This is a genomic window from Rossellomorea vietnamensis NBRC 101237 (genome assembly GCF_001591825.1).
Classification (GTDB): domain Bacteria; phylum Bacillota; class Bacilli; order Bacillales; family Bacillaceae_B; genus Rossellomorea; species Rossellomorea vietnamensis.
In genome coordinates this window covers 1-16,687 of the sequence record NZ_BCVQ01000070.1, presented here as the reverse complement: position 1 = coordinate 16,687, position 16,687 = coordinate 1, and the positions used below count along the sequence as shown (strand labels likewise).

General features: G+C 45.6%; 18 protein-coding genes. 5 read left to right on the top strand and 13 right to left on the bottom strand.

Annotation, left to right across the window (positions count from 1 at the left end; translation table 11 throughout):
* Window positions 1-111: 111 nt before the first annotated feature.
* Complete coding sequence (locus BVI01S_RS20635; RefSeq protein ID WP_061811411.1) at window positions 112-615, bottom strand: hypothetical protein; 504 nt, start codon at window positions 613-615, stop codon at window positions 112-114.
* A 171-nt stretch (window positions 616-786) separates the two neighbouring features.
* Between BVI01S_RS20635 and BVI01S_RS20630 the strand changes: the two genes are divergently transcribed.
* Complete coding sequence (locus BVI01S_RS20630) at window positions 787-1,233, top strand: YtoQ family protein (protein ID WP_034765653.1); 447 nt, start codon at window positions 787-789, stop codon at window positions 1,231-1,233.
* Window positions 1,234-1,448: 215 nt separating this feature from the next.
* Window positions 1,449-2,942: a peptide MFS transporter gene (locus BVI01S_RS20625; protein WP_034765650.1), complete on the top strand. Its 1,494-nt coding sequence runs from the start codon at window positions 1,449-1,451 to the stop codon at window positions 2,940-2,942.
* Window positions 2,943-3,003: 61 nt separating this feature from the next.
* Here BVI01S_RS20625 and BVI01S_RS20620 read toward each other — a convergent pair whose 3' ends face one another.
* The 3 genes from BVI01S_RS20620 to BVI01S_RS20610 form a co-directional block, all read right to left on the bottom strand.
* The gene (locus BVI01S_RS20620; protein ID WP_156477370.1) at window positions 3,004-3,285 is read right to left on the bottom strand and encodes a hypothetical protein; all 282 of its coding nucleotides are present in this window, start codon (window positions 3,283-3,285) and stop codon (window positions 3,004-3,006) included.
* 158 nt (window positions 3,286-3,443) lie between these two features.
* Entirely contained in the window at window positions 3,444-3,980 is a 537-nt protein-coding gene (locus tag BVI01S_RS20615; RefSeq protein WP_061811409.1) for a DUF84 family protein, read from the bottom strand.
* 105 nt (window positions 3,981-4,085) lie between these two features.
* Window positions 4,086-5,159, bottom strand: a complete 1,074-nt coding sequence (locus BVI01S_RS20610; RefSeq protein WP_061811408.1) for a M42 family metallopeptidase — start codon at window positions 5,157-5,159, stop codon at window positions 4,086-4,088.
* 234 nt (window positions 5,160-5,393) lie between these two features.
* Between BVI01S_RS20610 and BVI01S_RS20605 the strand changes: the two genes are divergently transcribed.
* On the top strand, window positions 5,394-5,708 hold the full coding sequence (locus tag BVI01S_RS20605; protein WP_061811407.1) for a PepSY domain-containing protein: 315 nt from the start codon (window positions 5,394-5,396) through the stop codon (window positions 5,706-5,708).
* A 42-nt stretch (window positions 5,709-5,750) separates the two neighbouring features.
* On the opposite strand, the gene BVI01S_RS20600 is transcribed toward BVI01S_RS20605, so the two are convergent.
* Both BVI01S_RS20600 and trmB read right to left on the bottom strand, forming a co-directional pair.
* Window positions 5,751-6,593 (bottom strand): YtnP family quorum-quenching lactonase, encoded by an 843-nt coding sequence (locus BVI01S_RS20600; RefSeq protein ID WP_061811406.1) that lies wholly within the window; start codon window positions 6,591-6,593, stop codon window positions 5,751-5,753.
* Window positions 6,594-6,714: 121 nt separating this feature from the next.
* On the bottom strand, window positions 6,715-7,356 hold the full coding sequence (gene trmB / locus BVI01S_RS20595; RefSeq protein WP_061811405.1) for a tRNA (guanosine(46)-N7)-methyltransferase TrmB: 642 nt from the start codon (window positions 7,354-7,356) through the stop codon (window positions 6,715-6,717).
* 234 nt (window positions 7,357-7,590) lie between these two features.
* On the opposite strand from trmB, the gene BVI01S_RS20590 reads away from it, so the two are divergent.
* Window positions 7,591-7,869, top strand: a complete 279-nt coding sequence (locus BVI01S_RS20590; protein WP_034765629.1) for a YtzH-like family protein — start codon at window positions 7,591-7,593, stop codon at window positions 7,867-7,869.
* 1 nt (window position 7,870) lies between these two features.
* On the opposite strand, the gene BVI01S_RS20585 is transcribed toward BVI01S_RS20590, so the two are convergent.
* The 4 genes from BVI01S_RS20585 to thpR form a co-directional block, all read right to left on the bottom strand.
* Entirely contained in the window at window positions 7,871-8,644 is a 774-nt protein-coding gene (locus BVI01S_RS20585) for a phosphotransferase family protein (RefSeq protein ID WP_034765627.1), read from the bottom strand.
* A 192-nt stretch (window positions 8,645-8,836) separates the two neighbouring features.
* The gene (pulA, locus tag BVI01S_RS20580; RefSeq protein WP_061811404.1) at window positions 8,837-10,975 is read right to left on the bottom strand and encodes a type I pullulanase; all 2,139 of its coding nucleotides are present in this window, start codon (window positions 10,973-10,975) and stop codon (window positions 8,837-8,839) included.
* Window positions 10,976-11,213: 238 nt separating this feature from the next.
* Window positions 11,214-12,161, bottom strand: a complete 948-nt coding sequence (locus tag BVI01S_RS20575) for a nuclease-related domain-containing protein (protein ID WP_061811403.1) — start codon at window positions 12,159-12,161, stop codon at window positions 11,214-11,216.
* A gap of 23 nt (window positions 12,162-12,184) precedes the next feature.
* A complete protein-coding gene (gene thpR / locus BVI01S_RS20570; protein WP_061811402.1) occupies window positions 12,185-12,736 on the bottom strand; it encodes an RNA 2',3'-cyclic phosphodiesterase in 552 nt (183 codons plus the stop codon).
* 165 nt (window positions 12,737-12,901) lie between these two features.
* Between thpR and cysK the strand changes: the two genes are divergently transcribed.
* Complete coding sequence (gene cysK, locus BVI01S_RS20565) at window positions 12,902-13,831, top strand: cysteine synthase A (protein WP_034765615.1); 930 nt, start codon at window positions 12,902-12,904, stop codon at window positions 13,829-13,831.
* Window positions 13,832-13,879: 48 nt separating this feature from the next.
* Here cysK and BVI01S_RS20560 read toward each other — a convergent pair whose 3' ends face one another.
* The 3 genes from BVI01S_RS20560 to pepV are packed head-to-tail and all read right to left on the bottom strand — an operon-like array spanning window position 13,880 to window position 16,455.
* Window positions 13,880-14,155: a hypothetical protein gene (locus tag BVI01S_RS20560; protein WP_034765612.1), complete on the bottom strand. Its 276-nt coding sequence runs from the start codon at window positions 14,153-14,155 to the stop codon at window positions 13,880-13,882.
* A 20-nt stretch (window positions 14,156-14,175) separates the two neighbouring features.
* Window positions 14,176-15,024: a D-amino-acid transaminase gene (dat, locus tag BVI01S_RS20555; protein ID WP_061811401.1), complete on the bottom strand. Its 849-nt coding sequence runs from the start codon at window positions 15,022-15,024 to the stop codon at window positions 14,176-14,178.
* A 24-nt stretch (window positions 15,025-15,048) separates the two neighbouring features.
* Window positions 15,049-16,455 (bottom strand): dipeptidase PepV, encoded by a 1,407-nt coding sequence (gene pepV / locus BVI01S_RS20550; protein WP_061811400.1) that lies wholly within the window; start codon window positions 16,453-16,455, stop codon window positions 15,049-15,051.
* Window positions 16,456-16,687: the final 232 nt, after the last annotated feature.

Sequence of the window (16,687 nt, the reverse complement as noted above, 5' to 3'; positions counted from 1 at the left end):
GGAAAGGAACGGTCCTTGTTTTCACCTGGGTAAGTTTCGCGAAGGCTTATAAAAGTAAAAAAAGACCGGCCCCTTCCCTGCTCCCGCAGAAAAAAACCGGTCTGTATCTATCTAGTTGTGTTTCACTGATGCTGCCATTTTCATCATCATTTCAGCGTTATCCGCCAAGTCTTTCATTTCTGACTGAGTTGTCACTTTCGTTCCGCCCACTCCTACAGTAAGTTCGTATTCTTCAGTATCCGGCAACTCTTTAATGACATAATATCCTAAGCGGTTGTCTTCTTTAAAAGTCCCATGCTTCACGAGGCTCTCTTTGTCATTAATGGCCATTTTATATAGAAGTTCACTATCCTTATCTTCTTGAGGGTTCGTGAAAAGTATAAACGTATCAGAATCTTTTGAAATAATGATATTATAAGGAGATTCTTTTTCTATCTTGGCACCAAACGGGAGATAAAAGCTGATGTTCCCAGCGTCTTCACCGGCTTTCTCATTGGAGTCCAAAGCTCCCTCCACCACGCTTGCCGTCTCCTTTTTTTCCTGGTCGATCGATGTATTGCATCCTGCTAAAATAAGAAATAGTATAAAGAAAATGATCGATGCTGTGGTTTTCATCCTCGATTTCCCTCCCTTTCATACCTAGGACCTACGCTTATGATACCCTCATAAAGTCCCAGCTGACAACCCTTCCAATAAGAAATTCTGCCTTTTTCATGGGAAAAGTGGTTGAAATGCCTTCGAAAGGGTATTTATGATAAGATGACTAAAAACAGGAAGGTGATCAATATGGAATTAACCGTATATTTAGCCGGAGAGATACATAGCTCCTGGAGAGACGAATTAAAAGAGAAAGCGAAAGCGCTCAGACTCCCCCTTCAGTTCGTCGGTCCCATGGAAAATCACGACCGTTCCGATTCGATTGGGGAAGAAATCCTCGGTGAGCAGCCGAACAAGATATTCCGGGATGAAGCTGCTTCTGCCATCAATAATTTCCGAACCGAACTGCTTATGAAGAAATCCGATGTGGTGATTGCTTTATTCGGTGAAGAATATAAGCAATGGAACACGGCGATGGACGCGAGCACAGCCATTACCCTACAAAAGCCCCTGATCCTCATTCGCCCGGAAAAACTTCACCATCCATTGAAAGAGCTTACAAATAAGGCGAATGTCACAGTAACATCCATCGAACAGGCACTAAAGACCCTTTCTTACGTTTTTGAATCCGAATGACCCAAACATGTCCAAAAGCCTGCAGGATCAATCCTGCAGGCTTTTTTATGCGCAATTCCCAGACACCCTAAAGACCTAATTATTTTTACTATTTAAAAATAATTAAATATTAGCAATCTATAGAAATTTTATGTTATAATTAACCATTTGCAAACTTTTTTTGACTTTAAGAAAATATTAAAATATTATAGTAAAAGAATAAGGGAGGTAGTAACATGTCATCAATGAATAAACAGAAAATTGTGGATAGTGTCCCTCAAAAAGGTTTCTTTGGACACCCGAAGGGATTATTCACTTTATTCTTCACGGAATTTTGGGAGCGCTTTTCCTATTATGGAATGCGTGCCATCCTCGTGTTCTACATGTACTATGAGGTATCAAAAGGTGGACTGGGTCTAGAGGAAGGCACAGCCTTAGCCATCATGTCCATATACGGTTCACTCGTGTATATGTCCGGGGTCATCGGAGGCTGGTTGGCTGATAGGATATTCGGAACTTCGAAAGCCGTCTTCTACGGTGGAATATTCATCATGTTTGGTCACATCGCTTTATCATTTCCAGGGAGCTTATCTCTGTTCTTTGTTTCAATGGTATTGATTGTTGTCGGAACAGGTTTATTAAAACCGAATGTTTCTACAGTTGTAGGTGAAATGTACAGTGAAAATGATACCCGCCGTGATGCGGCATTCAGTATTTTCTACATGGGGATCAACTTAGGTGCATTCATCGCTCCACTGATCGTAGGTAGCCTGATGGAATCGAAAGGTTTCCACTGGGGATTCGCGGCAGCCGCAATCGGTATGTTCTTAGGTCTTGTTGTATTTATGTTAACGAAGAAAAAGAATCTTGGTCTTGCAGGTACGTATGTACCAAATCCGCTTAATGCCCGTGAAAAGAAGAAATACGGATTAATCGTAGGTGCAGTCGTCGTTGCTTTGGCGATCATCTTAGGTACTACAATTCCAGCAGGTTTATTTACACTGGACGTATTCATCAATATTGTCGGAATCTTTGGTATCGTCGTTCCAACCATCTACTTTATTGTGATGTACTATAGTCCGAAAACAACAGCAACGGAACGTTCAAGAGTCATTGCGTATATTCCATTATTTATTTCAGCCGTGATGTTCTGGTCGATCCAGGAACAAGGATCCACTATCCTTGCTGCCTATGCAGACAAGCGTACACAGCTTGATTTCATGGGGATTTCGATTTCTCCAGCATGGTTCCAGTCATTGAATCCATTATTTATTATCCTGCTGGCTCCAGTATTTGCATGGATGTGGGTGAAATTGGGTGACCGTCAGCCATCCATTCCGAAGAAATTCTCATTCGGTCTATTGTTTGCCGGTTTATCTTTCTTAGTGATCCTGTTACCTGCACAAATGGGTGGAGAAGGTTCACTTGTTAATCCTTTATGGCTTGTGCTAAGTTACTTCATCGTTGTTCTTGGTGAATTATGCTTATCACCAGTCGGTCTGTCAGCTACAACAAAGCTTGCTCCTGAGGCGTTCTCTGCTCAAACGATGAGTCTTTGGTTCCTGGCTTCTGCCGGTGCACAGGCTCTGAATGCACAGCTTGTCCGCTTCTATTCACCTGAAAATGAAACCATTTATTTTGGTTCAATCGGTGGAATGGCCATCGCGTTAGGTGTCATTTTATTCCTGATTTCACCTATGATCCAACGAGCGATGAAAGGTGTAAAATAATCATCTCAATCCCCCTGGACTTGTTTCAGGGGGATTTTTCTGCATAAAAAGAGAACCCCATTCACCATGGGGTTCCACTGTTCTTACCAGAAAAGTCCGCAGCCACAACCACAGCGCTTGCGTCTCTTGCATCCGCATCTTCCACGATTGTCATCATCGCCTCTTCTGCCTCTGCATCCTCTGTTACGGTCTTCTGCTCCTCTAACGTTGTCTCTATCGCATCCACATCTTCTACGATCATCATTCGCCCCAAACAAGTTGCATCTTCTTCTGTCCCCAAACAGGAATTTATCCCAGTCGCAACAGAAACGGTCGTCACGGCGATCATCACGTCGATCATCATCCCGGCGTCCGCCGACACGGTCGTTACAATAATTGCATCCCATAAATTCTAACCTCCTTAGAAAGAATTTATCAGATAAAATAAAGTCTGATATACTCCATCCTATGAAGGACTGGACGATTTGGTATGGGCCAAGTAACCCCTAAATGGACCGGGATTTACTTGTTTTGGTCGTTTGTTTTATATTGCCACTGCCCAAGCAGGAGCTGAACAACGTGCAGGAACATTGTTTCCCTTGTAACGAGTCCATTGGTGAATACCCCCACGGCCCCTTCTTTCTTCCTGATTCCCGTACGCTTGGTATACTCATCCATCAGGGGTCCGAGCTCTTTCCCTGCTTTTAACTCCCGGCTGATCTCGTTTGGCAGGGAAATCCTGGCCCCGCCGCCGATGATTTCGTTCCCCTGCCGGTCGACAAGCGCCCCCCAGTTACAGACAAACATTCCGTAAAGGGTTTCTGATACTCCCCCTTCTAGGCCGATTCCTACATCACTATCTGTTGCTTTGAGAACATTTTTTGCGCGGTTCAATGCCCCTTCGATCGTCTCCTGATCGCTCATGGGCTGTTCACTTACATAGGACTCGGTTTTCAGGCACTCGAACTGAACCTCCTTGTATTGCTCCTCGAACGCCTTTTGTATCGCTTGCACCTTTGCTGGGTTCGTTGTTCCGATTGCTATCTTTAACAAATTCATACCTCATTTCTAAAAGGTCTGACAAACGCCTTTTTTCTCTCTATAAAAAAGCTGTCCCAACTCGTATATGAATGAGACAGCCCTTTGCTATTTTTCTAGTCGTGATCATCCATTGGATTTAATGGTTTCGATGGTCGAGCGGTCGCACTCTTTCACTAACTTGACGATCAGCTCTTTGGCAGCCGCATAATCATCTACATGGATCATGGACGCATGAGTATGGATATATCTTGAACAGATGCCCACTACCGCACTCGGTACGCCTTCATTTGACATGTGTACTCTTCCGGCGTCTGTCCCGCCTTGTGAGACAAAGTACTGATACGGAATGTCATTGGACTCTGCTGTATCCAAAACAAATTCCCTGATTCCCCTGTGCGTCACCATGGATCGGTCGAGGATGCGGAGAAGGGCCCCTTTTCCAAGTTGACCAAATTCATTCTTATCCCCTGACATATCATTTGCCGGACTCGCATCGAGAGCAAAGAAAATATCCGGATTGATCATATTGGCTGCCGTCTGGGCGCCGCGCAGTCCAACTTCCTCCTGGACCGTCGCACCGGAATAAAGGGTGTTGGGCAGGTTCACGCCCTGAAGCTCTTTTAATAATTCAATGGATAATCCGCATCCATAACGGTTATCCCAGGCTTTGGCAAGGATCTTCTTTTCATTGGCCATCGGGGTGAACGGACAGATCGGTACAATCTGCTGACCTGGTTTGATTCCGATTTCACGTGCATTTTCCCGATCATCCGCACCGATATCGATGAGCATATTCTTGATGTCCATCGGCTTGCGGCGCTGTTCTTCCCCTAACAGGTGAGGCGGTATGCTTCCGATCACTCCTGTCACCGGCCCGTTATCCGTCATGATCTGGACCCGCTGAGCAAGCAGCACCTGGCTCCACCAGCCACCGAGGGTTTGAAAACGGATCATTCCATTGTCTGTGATCGATGTAACCATGAAGCCTACTTCATCCATGTGCCCGGCAACCATGACAACAGGATCCTGATCGCTGCCTTTTCTTACACCGAAGACTCCGCCTAATCGATCTTGCACGATTTCATCAGAGTATCTGGATAGATGTTCTTTCATAAATGCCCGGACCGCATGCTCATTACCGGGAGCTCCCTGTAATTCAGTCAATGTCTTAAATAACTCTAACGTATCTTGTTTCATGTCTTATGCCCCTTTTATATAAAATCTGCAGTATGTATAATCTTATTTTACAGAACTTTCGCACCTCTTACCACCTATTGAGAACAAAAGCAGTTCTCTTTTTTCTGTTTTCTTTGATAGAATGTACCTAAGGATGACAAATTATCGATCATTGCCGGGCAAGGCTTGCAGGGACTAAAGGTTTTCGGTCCGAAGCTTCCGGCACGTGAAATTAGCCTGTGGAGGGAATAAAGGATGAACTGGAAATCTTTCGTATTTGGATTGGGAATCGGAGCAGCGGGCGGATATCTGCTTAAAGAAAAGCTTGATGATTCCCGCCTTATTTCTGCTGAAAAAGTATTAAAAGACGTCAAACTTTCTTTCAAAAAAGAGGGCAGCATCGATGGTTCATGGATCGGGATGAAGCCTGAAGACTATCAGAAGCACCACGTCAGCACCAAGGTGTATAAAGGCGGTATTTCAAGACGAAAAGACGGCGAACTCGAGCAGTATGAGTTCGTAGCCGACGCTTATACCGGTACAGTGGTGGATGTATATCCTTTAACGTAAAAAAATGGGATGACCCCGGTTGATTCCGGGATCATCCTTTTCTTATTTTTCCCTTAAAACCTTATCAATGATTTCTCCGTCTCTATTCCACTTGATACCTCTGTATACCGCATCATGATAGAAAAGGAACCAGTACTCTTCTTCCATCGCTTTCCCTATCCATTTTTCTTTGGCCCCGATGGACGTCATCGGATAGTCATCATACGCGAGTACCCATAATGGATTTTTGTGTGCGTGAGTCGGCATGATATCTGCCATATGAATGAATGTCTCTCCGTCATGCTCCAAAAGGATGATCGAGTGGCCGTCACTGTGACCACCGGTGTGGACCATTTTGATTCCCGGAAGGACCTCCATCTCTCCTTTGAAGGTTTCCACTTGCGATTGAATGCTTTCCCAATTTTCTTTCCAATATGTATTGCGGGAGCGCACATTGGGATTCCTCATTTCATCCCATTCCACCTGAGAGGTGTAGATGACGGCATTCGGGAAGGCAGGAACCAGTTCCTCTCCCTCAACCTTCGTCAATCCGCAAGCATGGTCAAAGTGCATGTGTGTCATCAAGACCACATCAATATCGTCTGGCGTAAGGTCAAGGGAGGCGAGGGATGCTTCAATATCCGATTCCTCATGCACACCGTAATTGCGCTTTTGTTTTTCATTCAGCTTCCCTTTGCCGATACCCGATTCGATCAAGACATTTTTCCCTTCCCACTGAAAGAAAAGTGGGTCGGTTCGCAATTCGATCTGGTTGTATTCATTAACCTCATACTTCTTGGACCACAGGGGCTTTGGAACCACTCCAAACATGGCTCCCCCATCCATGTGAGTCACGCCGCCGTTCAACCAGTGTATCGTAAGATCTCCAACCTTCAACGTTTCCATCCTGACTCCTCCTTTGTTCATACTCCTTCATTTTATCAGAATACACGGACAACTTGTAGGCGGATGCCTCAGCAAACAAAAAACAGCCCTGCATATTCACCGGGCTGTCTTCCTCATATGATCAATTTTGAAACTGGGCTTCGACGCGGTAGATTCTTTGCCCTTTGGCTGAGAATTTTTCTTCATACTCTGTCATGATATTGCCTTCGAATTCACTGTTATGAAGGTCGAGGCTTAAGAAATTCAGATGAAGTCCGTACCATGAGAAACTCTTTAAAGAGTACTCGAATAATCCTTGATTATCTGTCTTGAAGTGGATTTCCCCGCCTTTGATCAGGATCTGTTCATACATGGACAAGAAGTCCTTATATGTCAGACGGCGTTTTTCATGGCGGTTTTTCGGCCATGGATCAGAGAAGTTCAGATAGACCCTGTCCACTTCCCCTGCTTCGAAGTATTCCGTTAGATTCCTTGCATCGACATTCAACAGCTTGACGTTCGGAAGTTCCGCTTCGATCAGGCGATCAAGAGCTGTCACGATGACACTTTCATATAACTCGATTCCAATATAATTAACGTCCGGATTGGCCCTTGCCATTTCCGTGACGAATTGACCTTTTCCTGTCCCTACCTCGATATGGATCGGGTTATCGTTACCAAACTCTTTGTTCCATTGACCTTTTTTCTCCTGGGGTTCTGCCACCACATACTGTGGATGATCACTGATTTTCTCAGAAGCCCATGGTTTATGACGTAAACGCATGTAGACACCTCATTTTTTATTATCGAAAAAACCATACCATGACTCCCCGTCCTATGCAAGAGCCAAAAATGGAATGGAGCGCCCGAGTAGAGGTCCGTCCCTCAAAAAAGGGCGCATAAATGTAAAAGGAATTCACACACTAGTAGTGAATTCCTTTTTGGGTCTGGTCATTTAAAGGGCCCTTGGGATGTACGTGTTTCATTTAACCATACGAAAAATGAAAGGGTGTACCCGATGCCTTTAAATTCACAGAATCAAATGCAGTTGTTATCAGATATATTAAGCAATCATTCGACGGATTGCTGCGGTTCGGTTTCGGAATGTGAGCAGGTTGAACGGTTGGTCAAGTCATTGATGGTCAATGCCGATATTCATGAAAACGTTAAACCCGTTCTGCAGGAAATTTACCAGTACAGTCAAAGCGGGATTTCATCATCTGACTTAACGAACCATATTACGACGAATAAACAAAACCTGTCCCAATGGGTCACGGATATGAACAGCTACTCCTGATTCATATCACCTTGTGTAAATATTGAATCCAATGATTCATTTCGTGGAAACGCGCTTTCCCTTTATGCCACTGGATGGATAGGATCGTCTGAGCCACCACATACCATTTCATGCGCAGCTTCAAGTTATCGGTCAGCTCCGCACCATACTGGGTCAGCCAGCTTTCCCACTGATCCTCAGGGATATACCAGTATAACAGCAAGCCTACATCAAAGGCCGGATCGGCGATCATCGCTCCGTCCCAGTCGATTAAATACAACTGGTTGTAATCAGACAGCAGCCAGTTGTTATGGTTGACGTCTCCGTGACAGACCACATATTCATCCTGCTGTACTTCCATAAGCTCCTTTTGAAGAAAGGAAAGCGCCTCTCTGATGACAGGCAATGAAAGAAGATCGAACTCGAGTCCCGTCTCCACTTCCGTCAGCATATGCTCCGGTTGAAACGGTTCTTTTCCAAGCCGCTCGAGCATGGTTGAAAGGGGCTTTGAGGAGTGGATCTTGTTCAACAGCCTCGCCACCCGTTCATCCTTCATCTCTTCAGGCTTTAACTCTCTCCCATTTAACCAGTGTTGTGCCGTGATGACGTCCCCGTTTTCCATTCGTTTCGTCCAAACAAGCTTGGGCACGATTCCTTCTGCTGATAAAACAGCCACAAAAGGGGAAGAATTACGCTTCAGAAATAACCTCTGCTCCTGATACTGAGCAAAGAACGCTTCTCCCGTCGCACCGCCTGCGGGGACTATTTCCCAATCTTGGTCAAATAAGTGTTCCAATATATTCACCTTCTATTGGTCCTTTGTCATGTTTATATGTTTACGTTTATAGGGTCTTTTATATCATGTTGGTGCCTTATTAAAAAGGTCTAATAAAATAAAAAAGACAGCTATTGGGCAATGCAAATCAATAGCCATCTGTTTACGATTTTATCGTCATCTTGCGTTTTCGTCAAGCACTGGAATGAATGGTCACCTTACAAATACATAGCAAGACACCGGCCGAAGGGTGATGGAAGTCTCCTTCACATCATACAGGCCGCTTACGCTTGCCTGATTGCCATCGGATAAACAGATCCATTGTTTTCCTTCAGCGAAGGAGTACTCACAGGGTTTTGTATCCGAGTGAAAGACCATGAGGATCTCTTCCCACGGACCATATGGATGGACATTTTGATAGGTGACATCCACGAGATTCGCCTTGCTGTGAGATACTTTTACATGCTCCCGGATCAAATCACTTTGTTGAAAACGGAAGGCCCCGTGACTTTTCCGTATCTGGATCAGGGCCTTCACATACCGGACCACTTCGTCGTACTCTTCTCTTCTGACCCAGTCCAGCTGATTGATTTCAACGGGTGAGTTATAGCTGTTCTCGATTCCCTTTTTTGTTCTGAAGAATTCCTGCCCTGCATGGAGAAACGGAATCCCTTGAGACAGGAGCACCATCGTGGTCGCTAATCTGTGCCTTGCCTTGAGGGTTTCTTCGTCTTCATTCATGCACGCCTTCATTTTATCCCATAGAGTATGATTATCATGGGACTCTACATAGTTGACGGATTGAGAGGGTTCTTTAAAGAGGCCCCGTTCCCCGCTCTTCATTCCGATGCTGCCGGTGAGGACCAGCTCCACCTTCTGTTCGAGGTGTCCGTGGCCGAGGGCAAAGCCTTTATCATACAGATTGAATGTACTTCCTTTAATGGTGTCCCTGAACCAATCATTGAATTGCCCGATTCCATGAAGATGATGGGCATTCCGGAGATTGGCTTTCTGGTGAGGAGGGAGTGGCGTATTCAAATCCCAGCCTTCTCCTATTAAAATCGCCCCCGGCAACACTTTATCCACTTCTTCACGGATCACGGTCATCGTCTTGACGTCCAGGATCCCCATCAGATCAAAACGGAAACCGTCGACACCGTATTCTTTCATCCAATAAAGAATCGAATCGACAATGAACTTTCTTGCCATGAGACGTTCTGAGGCAAAGTCATTCCCAACCCCCGTCCCGTTTGACGGTAAGCCGTTTTCATCATGTCTGAAAAAATAACCGGGCACGAGTTTTTCAAAAGAGGATTGTTCACGGATGAACACGTGGTTGTAGACCACGTCCTGAATGACCCTGATATTCTCATCGTGAAGGCTTTGGATCACAGCCTTTAATTCCTTTATCCGCTCATATGGATCTTCAGGCTTTAAACTGTAGCTCCCTTCAGGTGCATTGAAAAACAAGGGATTGTATCCCCAATTATAGGTGGTATCGGAAGGATTATCCGTCACACCGTCGAAGTCGTTTACGGGAAGCAGCTCCACATGTGTGACGCCGAGCTCCTTCAAGTACTGGATCCCGCTCGAGAATCCTTTCGGCGTCTTCGTTCCTTTTTCCGTGAAGGCACTGTACTTCCCCCGAAATTTCATCCCGCTCTCTTTCTGGGCAGAAAAATCCCTGATATTCAATTCGTAAATCACGCTATCCGTCGGAGAAGCTAATGGAGCGAGGGGAGCAACCTTTTCCCCGGGATTGATGACGCAGCCCCACTCGCTATTCAATGAGACCGCTTTCGCATAAGGGTCGATCAGCTCATCCCAAACGAGATTGATGCACGGGAGGATCGAATACAAATAGCCTTCTATATCGTGATCGACCCGGCATTCCCATACACCGTTTTCCATTCTCGAATACGGGTATTGGATTTCTTCATCATCCGGGGATTTGAGCTTCAACCGAACCTCTGTCGCTGTAGGGGCCCATACCTTGAATACGGTGCATCCATCCTGATACGTAACACCGAGGTCATTTCCATCGTAATAGTACCTTTGATCAAATTCTTCGGTCCGTATGACCGCCCCGATCTGAAGGTCCGTCTTTGTACCATGTTCGTCGACGATTTCATACGTGTCGCCTAAGATGATCTTTTCACTCTGAATGGTCGTCACATATTTCATGGCATCATTCAGGGGGATCTTCTCTTCGATATGAAGAGCGATCTTTTCATCATCCTTGATCAGGGTGAAGTGATTGGAATTCCCTTCATGATAATCGTATGGAAGGATCATGGTAATTACATTGAACGTATCTAAAAACGCGTCATACTGCCTGCTAATGACTAACACTTCTGCCACCCACTTTTGTTTAACATTTTCCGACTCTCTGCCATCTTTTGAACTTTATTCGTTAAAATGACCGTTACTTCATAGTATTCACTGCATTCCTATTTGCTCCGCAGTTAACGGTTTCATATCCATCTCTATCTTGACTCTCTATTAAGGTATATGCCTGCTTTTTATGAAGTAGTCAAACAAGCGCTATTTGAAAGAATATACCCTATACCCGTCTTCGCAAAACCGACGGCTACTCATCTGACGCCGCTTCTTCCCACTGCAGCCTCTTGAATGATGTTGTTTGACAATACTCCATAATGGCCTGAGCCGCTTTCAGCTGGACACTCTTGATCGGTGAAGAGCTTGAACGCTGCTGCTGGAACCATTCATGGTGGATCCGTTTATCCAAAAACTGAATCCCGACTGGGGATAGAGGATAATCTATGTACCCGTTCCTGCTTATGACGGCTTGGTAAATGGGCAGTTCCACCCCGGCATAACGGATGATCTGATGGACGATTCTCTCCATCCTTTTCAACCCGATAAGGGGATTTAATACTTTCTCCTCCCTATCCCCCCATTTTTTCACCCAGAACCGCTCTCCTGAACCGATATAGGCTGTTCCCTCTTCAAACTCGAGAAAGGTCAAACACCATATGCCTGTAGGAGTAATCAGGACCGTTTCCAGTTCGACAGGTGCATTTTTAATTTTCAGGACGGGGTTGTACATGACAAAAATATTATCCGGGAAACGCTGAAGGAGATACCGTAATCGTTCGTCATAATGGTAGCTGTTATCCACATAGGACTTCTCCGTGATGGTGGAACTCGCCCACCTCAGCTGAAAATCAAATACAAGGTTCAAGAAGGAAGCCTTCAATTCCTCTTCCGAGTGGATATCCTGACCTGCATCCATGTCCAAATAAAGGTCTTCATCACTCGGCTGGGGAATCGTTTCTTCTTCATTTTCATCCTCTTTTTTCTTAAAAAGGGAAAAGAGCTTGTCTTTCATGGAGTTCTTCTCGTCCTCAACCAATTCCTCTACTGCTGGTGATGGCTTTGGCAGATCTCCATTCTCCCAATGTTGTTTCATTTTTTCCCATTGCTGCTTTTTTAATCGGACAAATTGGGAAGGATATCTATATAAATCCGTTTCGTAACGTGAAACGTAATCTTGAAGTTTAATCAGCTGTGCCATAGAAATCGGTCCTTTCGTGTCGGTCAATTTGCCTGTAAAGGTATGGTATGGATGGCTTCATACTTAGGCAGCCGGTCCGGGTGGGTTTGATATAATACCACTTCTGTTGCTGTAAACGTATGACGTTCAGGAGGCTGGAATTCATTCAGCCACTGTTGGGTAAATTGGGTTTCCCCATTCCATTTCCGCCCCACTGTGATATGCGGTGAAAAGGGTCTCTGATCCAATTGAAAGCCCGCTTCTTCACATGCACCAAACACAAGGTCCCTGAGACGGTGAAGCATGTCGGAAGGCTCGACCCCCATCCACAGGATCCTCGGGGAATCACTCTTCCCGAACGTACCAAATCCGCTCAAGGTCAACGGAAAAGAAGGCTGCGTCAACCGCCCCATTTTGTCCATGACCTGCACGAGTTCATCCGCGCTCCCCAAAAAGGCCAGAGTCAGGTGATAATCCTCCGGGTGGACCCATTTCTTAAACGAGCCCTCAAGCCTCATCGGCTCAACACATCCATTCAAATACCGCTTCGTTTCCTCAGGCAGGGAAAGTGCAAAGAAATAGTGGGGTTTCAACATATCACTCGTCCTTTCAGTTAGTACTTTCATTTTAGCAAAATGTGTCATGAGAGAGAATGACTAGAAGGAAATGCAACAAAAATGAAATACAAAGCTAATTTATTTGATAAGATTTATCTGAATTAGTACGATAGAAGAAGAAAGTTTTCTGAAAGGAAGATGAACATGAAAGTTGTACAAAATATCGCAGATTTGATCGGGGACACCCCCCTTGTAAAATTAAATCGGTTAAACCCTGCTGATGGTGCGGATGTATATGTGAAATTGGAATTCTACAATCCGAGTAAAAGCGTCAAGGACAGAGCCGCCTATCAAATGATCGTGGAAGCGGAAAAGGAAGGTTTGTTGAAAGAAGGTTCGACCATCATCGAGCCTACGAGTGGAAACACGGGGATCGGCCTCGCCATGAATGCAGCAGCACGAGGGTACCGTGCGATCCTTGTCATGCCGGATACGATGACTCAAGAACGGATCAACCTCTTGAAGGCCTATGGAGCTGAAGTAGTATTGACACCAGGGGATGACAAAATGCCCGGTGCCATCGAAAAAGCCAAAGAACTAACAGAGCAGATCCCTAACAGCTTCATGCCCATGCAGTTTGAAAACGATGCAAATCCCGAGGCCCACCGGAAAACAACGGCCCTGGAGATCGTCGAAGCCATGAAGGAAATCGGCAAGCCCCTATCGGCATTCGTCGCTACGGCGGGTACAGGGGGAACGATCACCGGAACAGGCGAGGTGCTCAAGGAGCATTATCCCGAGCTTGCTGTCCATGTAGTGGAGCCGGCGGGATCACCCGTGCTATCTGGAGGAAAACCAGGCAGGCATAAATTGGTCGGTACAAGTCCAGGCTTCGTTCCTGACATCCTGAATACGGATGTGTATGATGAAATTCATAAAATCGAAGACGAACAGGCTTATGACATCGCCCGAAGAATGGCAAGGGAAGAAGGAATCCTAGTCGGACCATCATCAGGAGCCGCATGTTACGCTGCGATCGAAGTCGCGAAGAAATTATCGCCTGAAGATGTCGTCGTATGCATCGCCTGCGATACAGGAGAACGTTATCTATCAAGTGATTTATTCAGATTTTAATACAATGACAAGAGGCTGCCCGTTCATGGGGCAGCCTCTTTCGTATGTTCATTTAACGCTATGATAATGGGAGATGAATTGTTCTGGAGAAGATTTGACGACGAACGTCCAGACCCCTTCGATCGTGTGAAGGTAGAGGAACGTATAGTAAGCAGACAGGGGCTTACTTGTCACATCCATCACATCACTGATGGTGAAGCTTTTCGTAGGCGTGACGATCCGGTCACTGTACAAATAAAGATGCTCCTCCGTCTCTACGGTGAATTGCTGGTTGTCTTCTATTCTTCGTTCGGTCTTCATAAATGGTTGTGAACAAATCAACATGTATTGCCTCCAAAACTGATTTAACGGGCTTCCATCCCTTTTCTTTCATTGAACAGCGACTGAAGCCTTTTCGTGACAGCACCTGGTGTTCCTTCTCCGATTTCCTGTCCATCGACCTTGACCACAGGCATCACTTCTGAAGTGGTACTGGCAATGAATACTTCATCTGCTGTCATCAATTCAGAAACAGAAAACGTTTCTTCTTGAAAAGAGACCCCATTTTTTCTGCATAGATCTTCAATGACTCTTCTTGTGATTCCATTCAGGATCAGGTTTGTTACGGGATGTGTATAAATGACCCCGTCTTTCACCATAAAAGCATTGGAAGACGAGCCTTCGGTTACCGTGTCGCCGCGATGCAGAATCGCTTCGAAGTGCCCCTCTGACGCCGCCTCCTGCTTTGCCAGAAGGTTTCCAAGGAGATTAAGGCTCTTTATGTCACAGCGCAGCCATCTGATATCTTCCACGAGCTTGGCTGTTACCCCTTGTTGCATCTGGTGAGCCGGAACTGGGAAATCCTTCGTATACGCGACGACACTCCCCACTACATCTTCTGAAGGAAAATGATGCTGACGTGCCGATACACCGCGTGTCACCTGCAAATAGACGATTCCGTCCTTGACGCCATTGACGTCAATCAAATGAAGGAGCTTAGATGTGAAATCCTCTTCATCATACGGAATGGAAAGCTTCATTTTTTCAGCGCTTTGATACAATCTTTCCATATGCTCCTTCATGGTGAATGTGTTTCCGTCGTACACCCGGATCACTTCATAAATGCCGTCCCCGAATTGATAACCACGGTCCTCGATATCGACCTTCGCCTTGTCACGGTCGATCAGTTCCCCGTTTACAAATACAGTGTTCATCCTACCCTCTCCCCCTTTTCTCTTTTATGATTCACACGCTAATTCATAAATCGCCTGGGCGTAAATGGCCGTCGCTTTAAGGAGATCCTCGATATACATATACTCATCCTTCTGATGGGCAATATCTTCGCGCCCCGGGAATAATGCTCCAAAGGCTACGCCGGCTTCGAGACTTCTCGCATATGTCCCGCCACCGATACTCAGCAATTCGCCTCTTTCGCCCGTTTGATCTTCATATACTTTTTTCAGGGTCTGGACGAGTTCATCATCCTTGGAAACATGATGAGGCTTGCTGTCAGTGAAATTCTCGATGGAATACCCCTCGATGTTCTCGATGATGCCCTTCCCTTTATCCATATCAAAGGTCACCGGATAGCGCATGTTCAACCCTAATCGACCGCCTTCAGCTTCCGAATAACGGAGCTTCCCGACGTTGATGGTCAGATCCCCCGTAATGTCGTCCGTGTAGCTGACACCAAGCTGGATCCCCCTTGAATCCTTAAAGAAATGCTTCGTTGTGAATTCAAAGAACTGTTTTCCCTGCGAGGAAAGTGGCAGCTTTGATAAGAACGCGGCTAAATAAAGACCGGCATTTTTTCCATTGTCCGGTTCCATGCCGTGTGAAGATACACCTTCCACCTGAAACACAAGCTCTCCATTTTCGATATAATAGCTTCCTTTGACCCCTTCATCCTTTGTGAAGATTTCAAAGTTCTGTACCCATTTCGTATGATCCTCCTCAACAACCAGGATGGCCTTTGCATAATCAGGTACCATATTGTACCGGCGTCCGGATTCAAAGGAAAGGACTTTGATCCCTGAATCAGCCACCTGCTCTGGCTTCACCTGGACCAGATCATAATCCGCGATCCCTTTTTCAGCATGGATGATCGGAAAATCTGCATCTGGAGCAAATCCCATTGTCGGCATTTCCTCGTTTTTGAAATAATGCTCTACGCATCTCCAATCGCTCTCTTCATCTGTACCGATGATCATGCGGATCCTCTTATTGAAGGTTGGGTCCAGATCCTTGACGATTTTCATGGCATAATAAGCGGCCATGGTCGGTCCCTTGTCATCGATCGCTCCACGGGCAAAAATCTTCCCGTCCTTGATTTCACCGCCATAAGGATCGACACTCCATCCGTCCCCTTCAGGAACCACATCCACGTGACAAAGAATGCCGAGAAGATCCTTCCCTTCACCGAATTCCAAATGCCCGGCAAGGTGATCAACGTTTTTAGGAGTGAATCCGTCTTTTTCACCCAGCGTCAACAGGTAAGACAGAGCTTCCTTCACACCTTTTCCAAGAGGAGCTTCTTCTGTTGCATCCTCTTCATCCAGTACACTTTTGATCTGAAGGAACTTCTGCAAATCCTTAAGCAAATCATCTTTCCGTTTCTCCACTTCATTCGTCCAATTGATACTCAACCCTACCACCTGCTTTATATGTATTGTCTTCCCCTCCCATTTTATACTGTTTGACGGGGAAATCCAAACGGGGCGAATGAAGAAAAATCTTATTTATGAAAAAGCTCATTTTCTCAAAGATTGAAATCGTTTATCTTTAAATAATGCTATTTTCGTAAACATAGTTGCTTTTTATGTAGCGAGTGGTGGTTGATTTCCGCTACAGGTGCTCGCTTTCCGCGGGGCTGGCGGT

Excerpts from the sequence above, each read along its gene's own strand:
- BVI01S_RS20635 (WP_061811411.1), bottom strand. The coding sequence starts at position 615 with ATGAAAACCACAGCATCGATCATTTTCTTTATACTATTTCTTATTTTA.
- BVI01S_RS20630 (WP_034765653.1), top strand. The coding sequence starts at position 787 with ATGGAATTAACCGTATATTTAGCCGGAGAGATACATAGCTCCTGGAGA.
- BVI01S_RS20625 (WP_034765650.1), top strand. The coding sequence starts at position 1,449 with ATGTCATCAATGAATAAACAGAAAATTGTGGATAGTGTCCCTCAAAAA.
- BVI01S_RS20620 (WP_156477370.1), bottom strand. The coding sequence starts at position 3,285 with ATGATGATCGACGTGATGATCGCCGTGACGACCGTTTCTGTTGCGACT.
- BVI01S_RS20615 (WP_061811409.1), bottom strand. The coding sequence starts at position 3,980 with ATGAATTTGTTAAAGATAGCAATCGGAACAACGAACCCAGCAAAGGTG.
- BVI01S_RS20610 (WP_061811408.1), bottom strand. The coding sequence starts at position 5,159 with ATGAAACAAGATACGTTAGAGTTATTTAAGACATTGACTGAATTACAG.
- BVI01S_RS20605 (WP_061811407.1), top strand. The coding sequence starts at position 5,394 with ATGAACTGGAAATCTTTCGTATTTGGATTGGGAATCGGAGCAGCGGGC.
- BVI01S_RS20600 (WP_061811406.1), bottom strand. The coding sequence starts at position 6,593 with ATGGAAACGTTGAAGGTTGGAGATCTTACGATACACTGGTTGAACGGC.
- trmB (WP_061811405.1), bottom strand. The coding sequence starts at position 7,356 with ATGCGTTTACGTCATAAACCATGGGCTTCTGAGAAAATCAGTGATCAT.
- BVI01S_RS20590 (WP_034765629.1), top strand. The coding sequence starts at position 7,591 with ATGCCTTTAAATTCACAGAATCAAATGCAGTTGTTATCAGATATATTA.
- BVI01S_RS20575 (WP_061811403.1), bottom strand. The coding sequence starts at position 12,161 with ATGGCACAGCTGATTAAACTTCAAGATTACGTTTCACGTTACGAAACG.
- thpR (WP_061811402.1), bottom strand. The coding sequence starts at position 12,736 with ATGTTGAAACCCCACTATTTCTTTGCACTTTCCCTGCCTGAGGAAACG.
- cysK (WP_034765615.1), top strand. The coding sequence starts at position 12,902 with ATGAAAGTTGTACAAAATATCGCAGATTTGATCGGGGACACCCCCCTT.
- BVI01S_RS20560 (WP_034765612.1), bottom strand. The coding sequence starts at position 14,155 with ATGTTGATTTGTTCACAACCATTTATGAAGACCGAACGAAGAATAGAA.
- dat (WP_061811401.1), bottom strand. The coding sequence starts at position 15,024 with ATGAACACTGTATTTGTAAACGGGGAACTGATCGACCGTGACAAGGCG.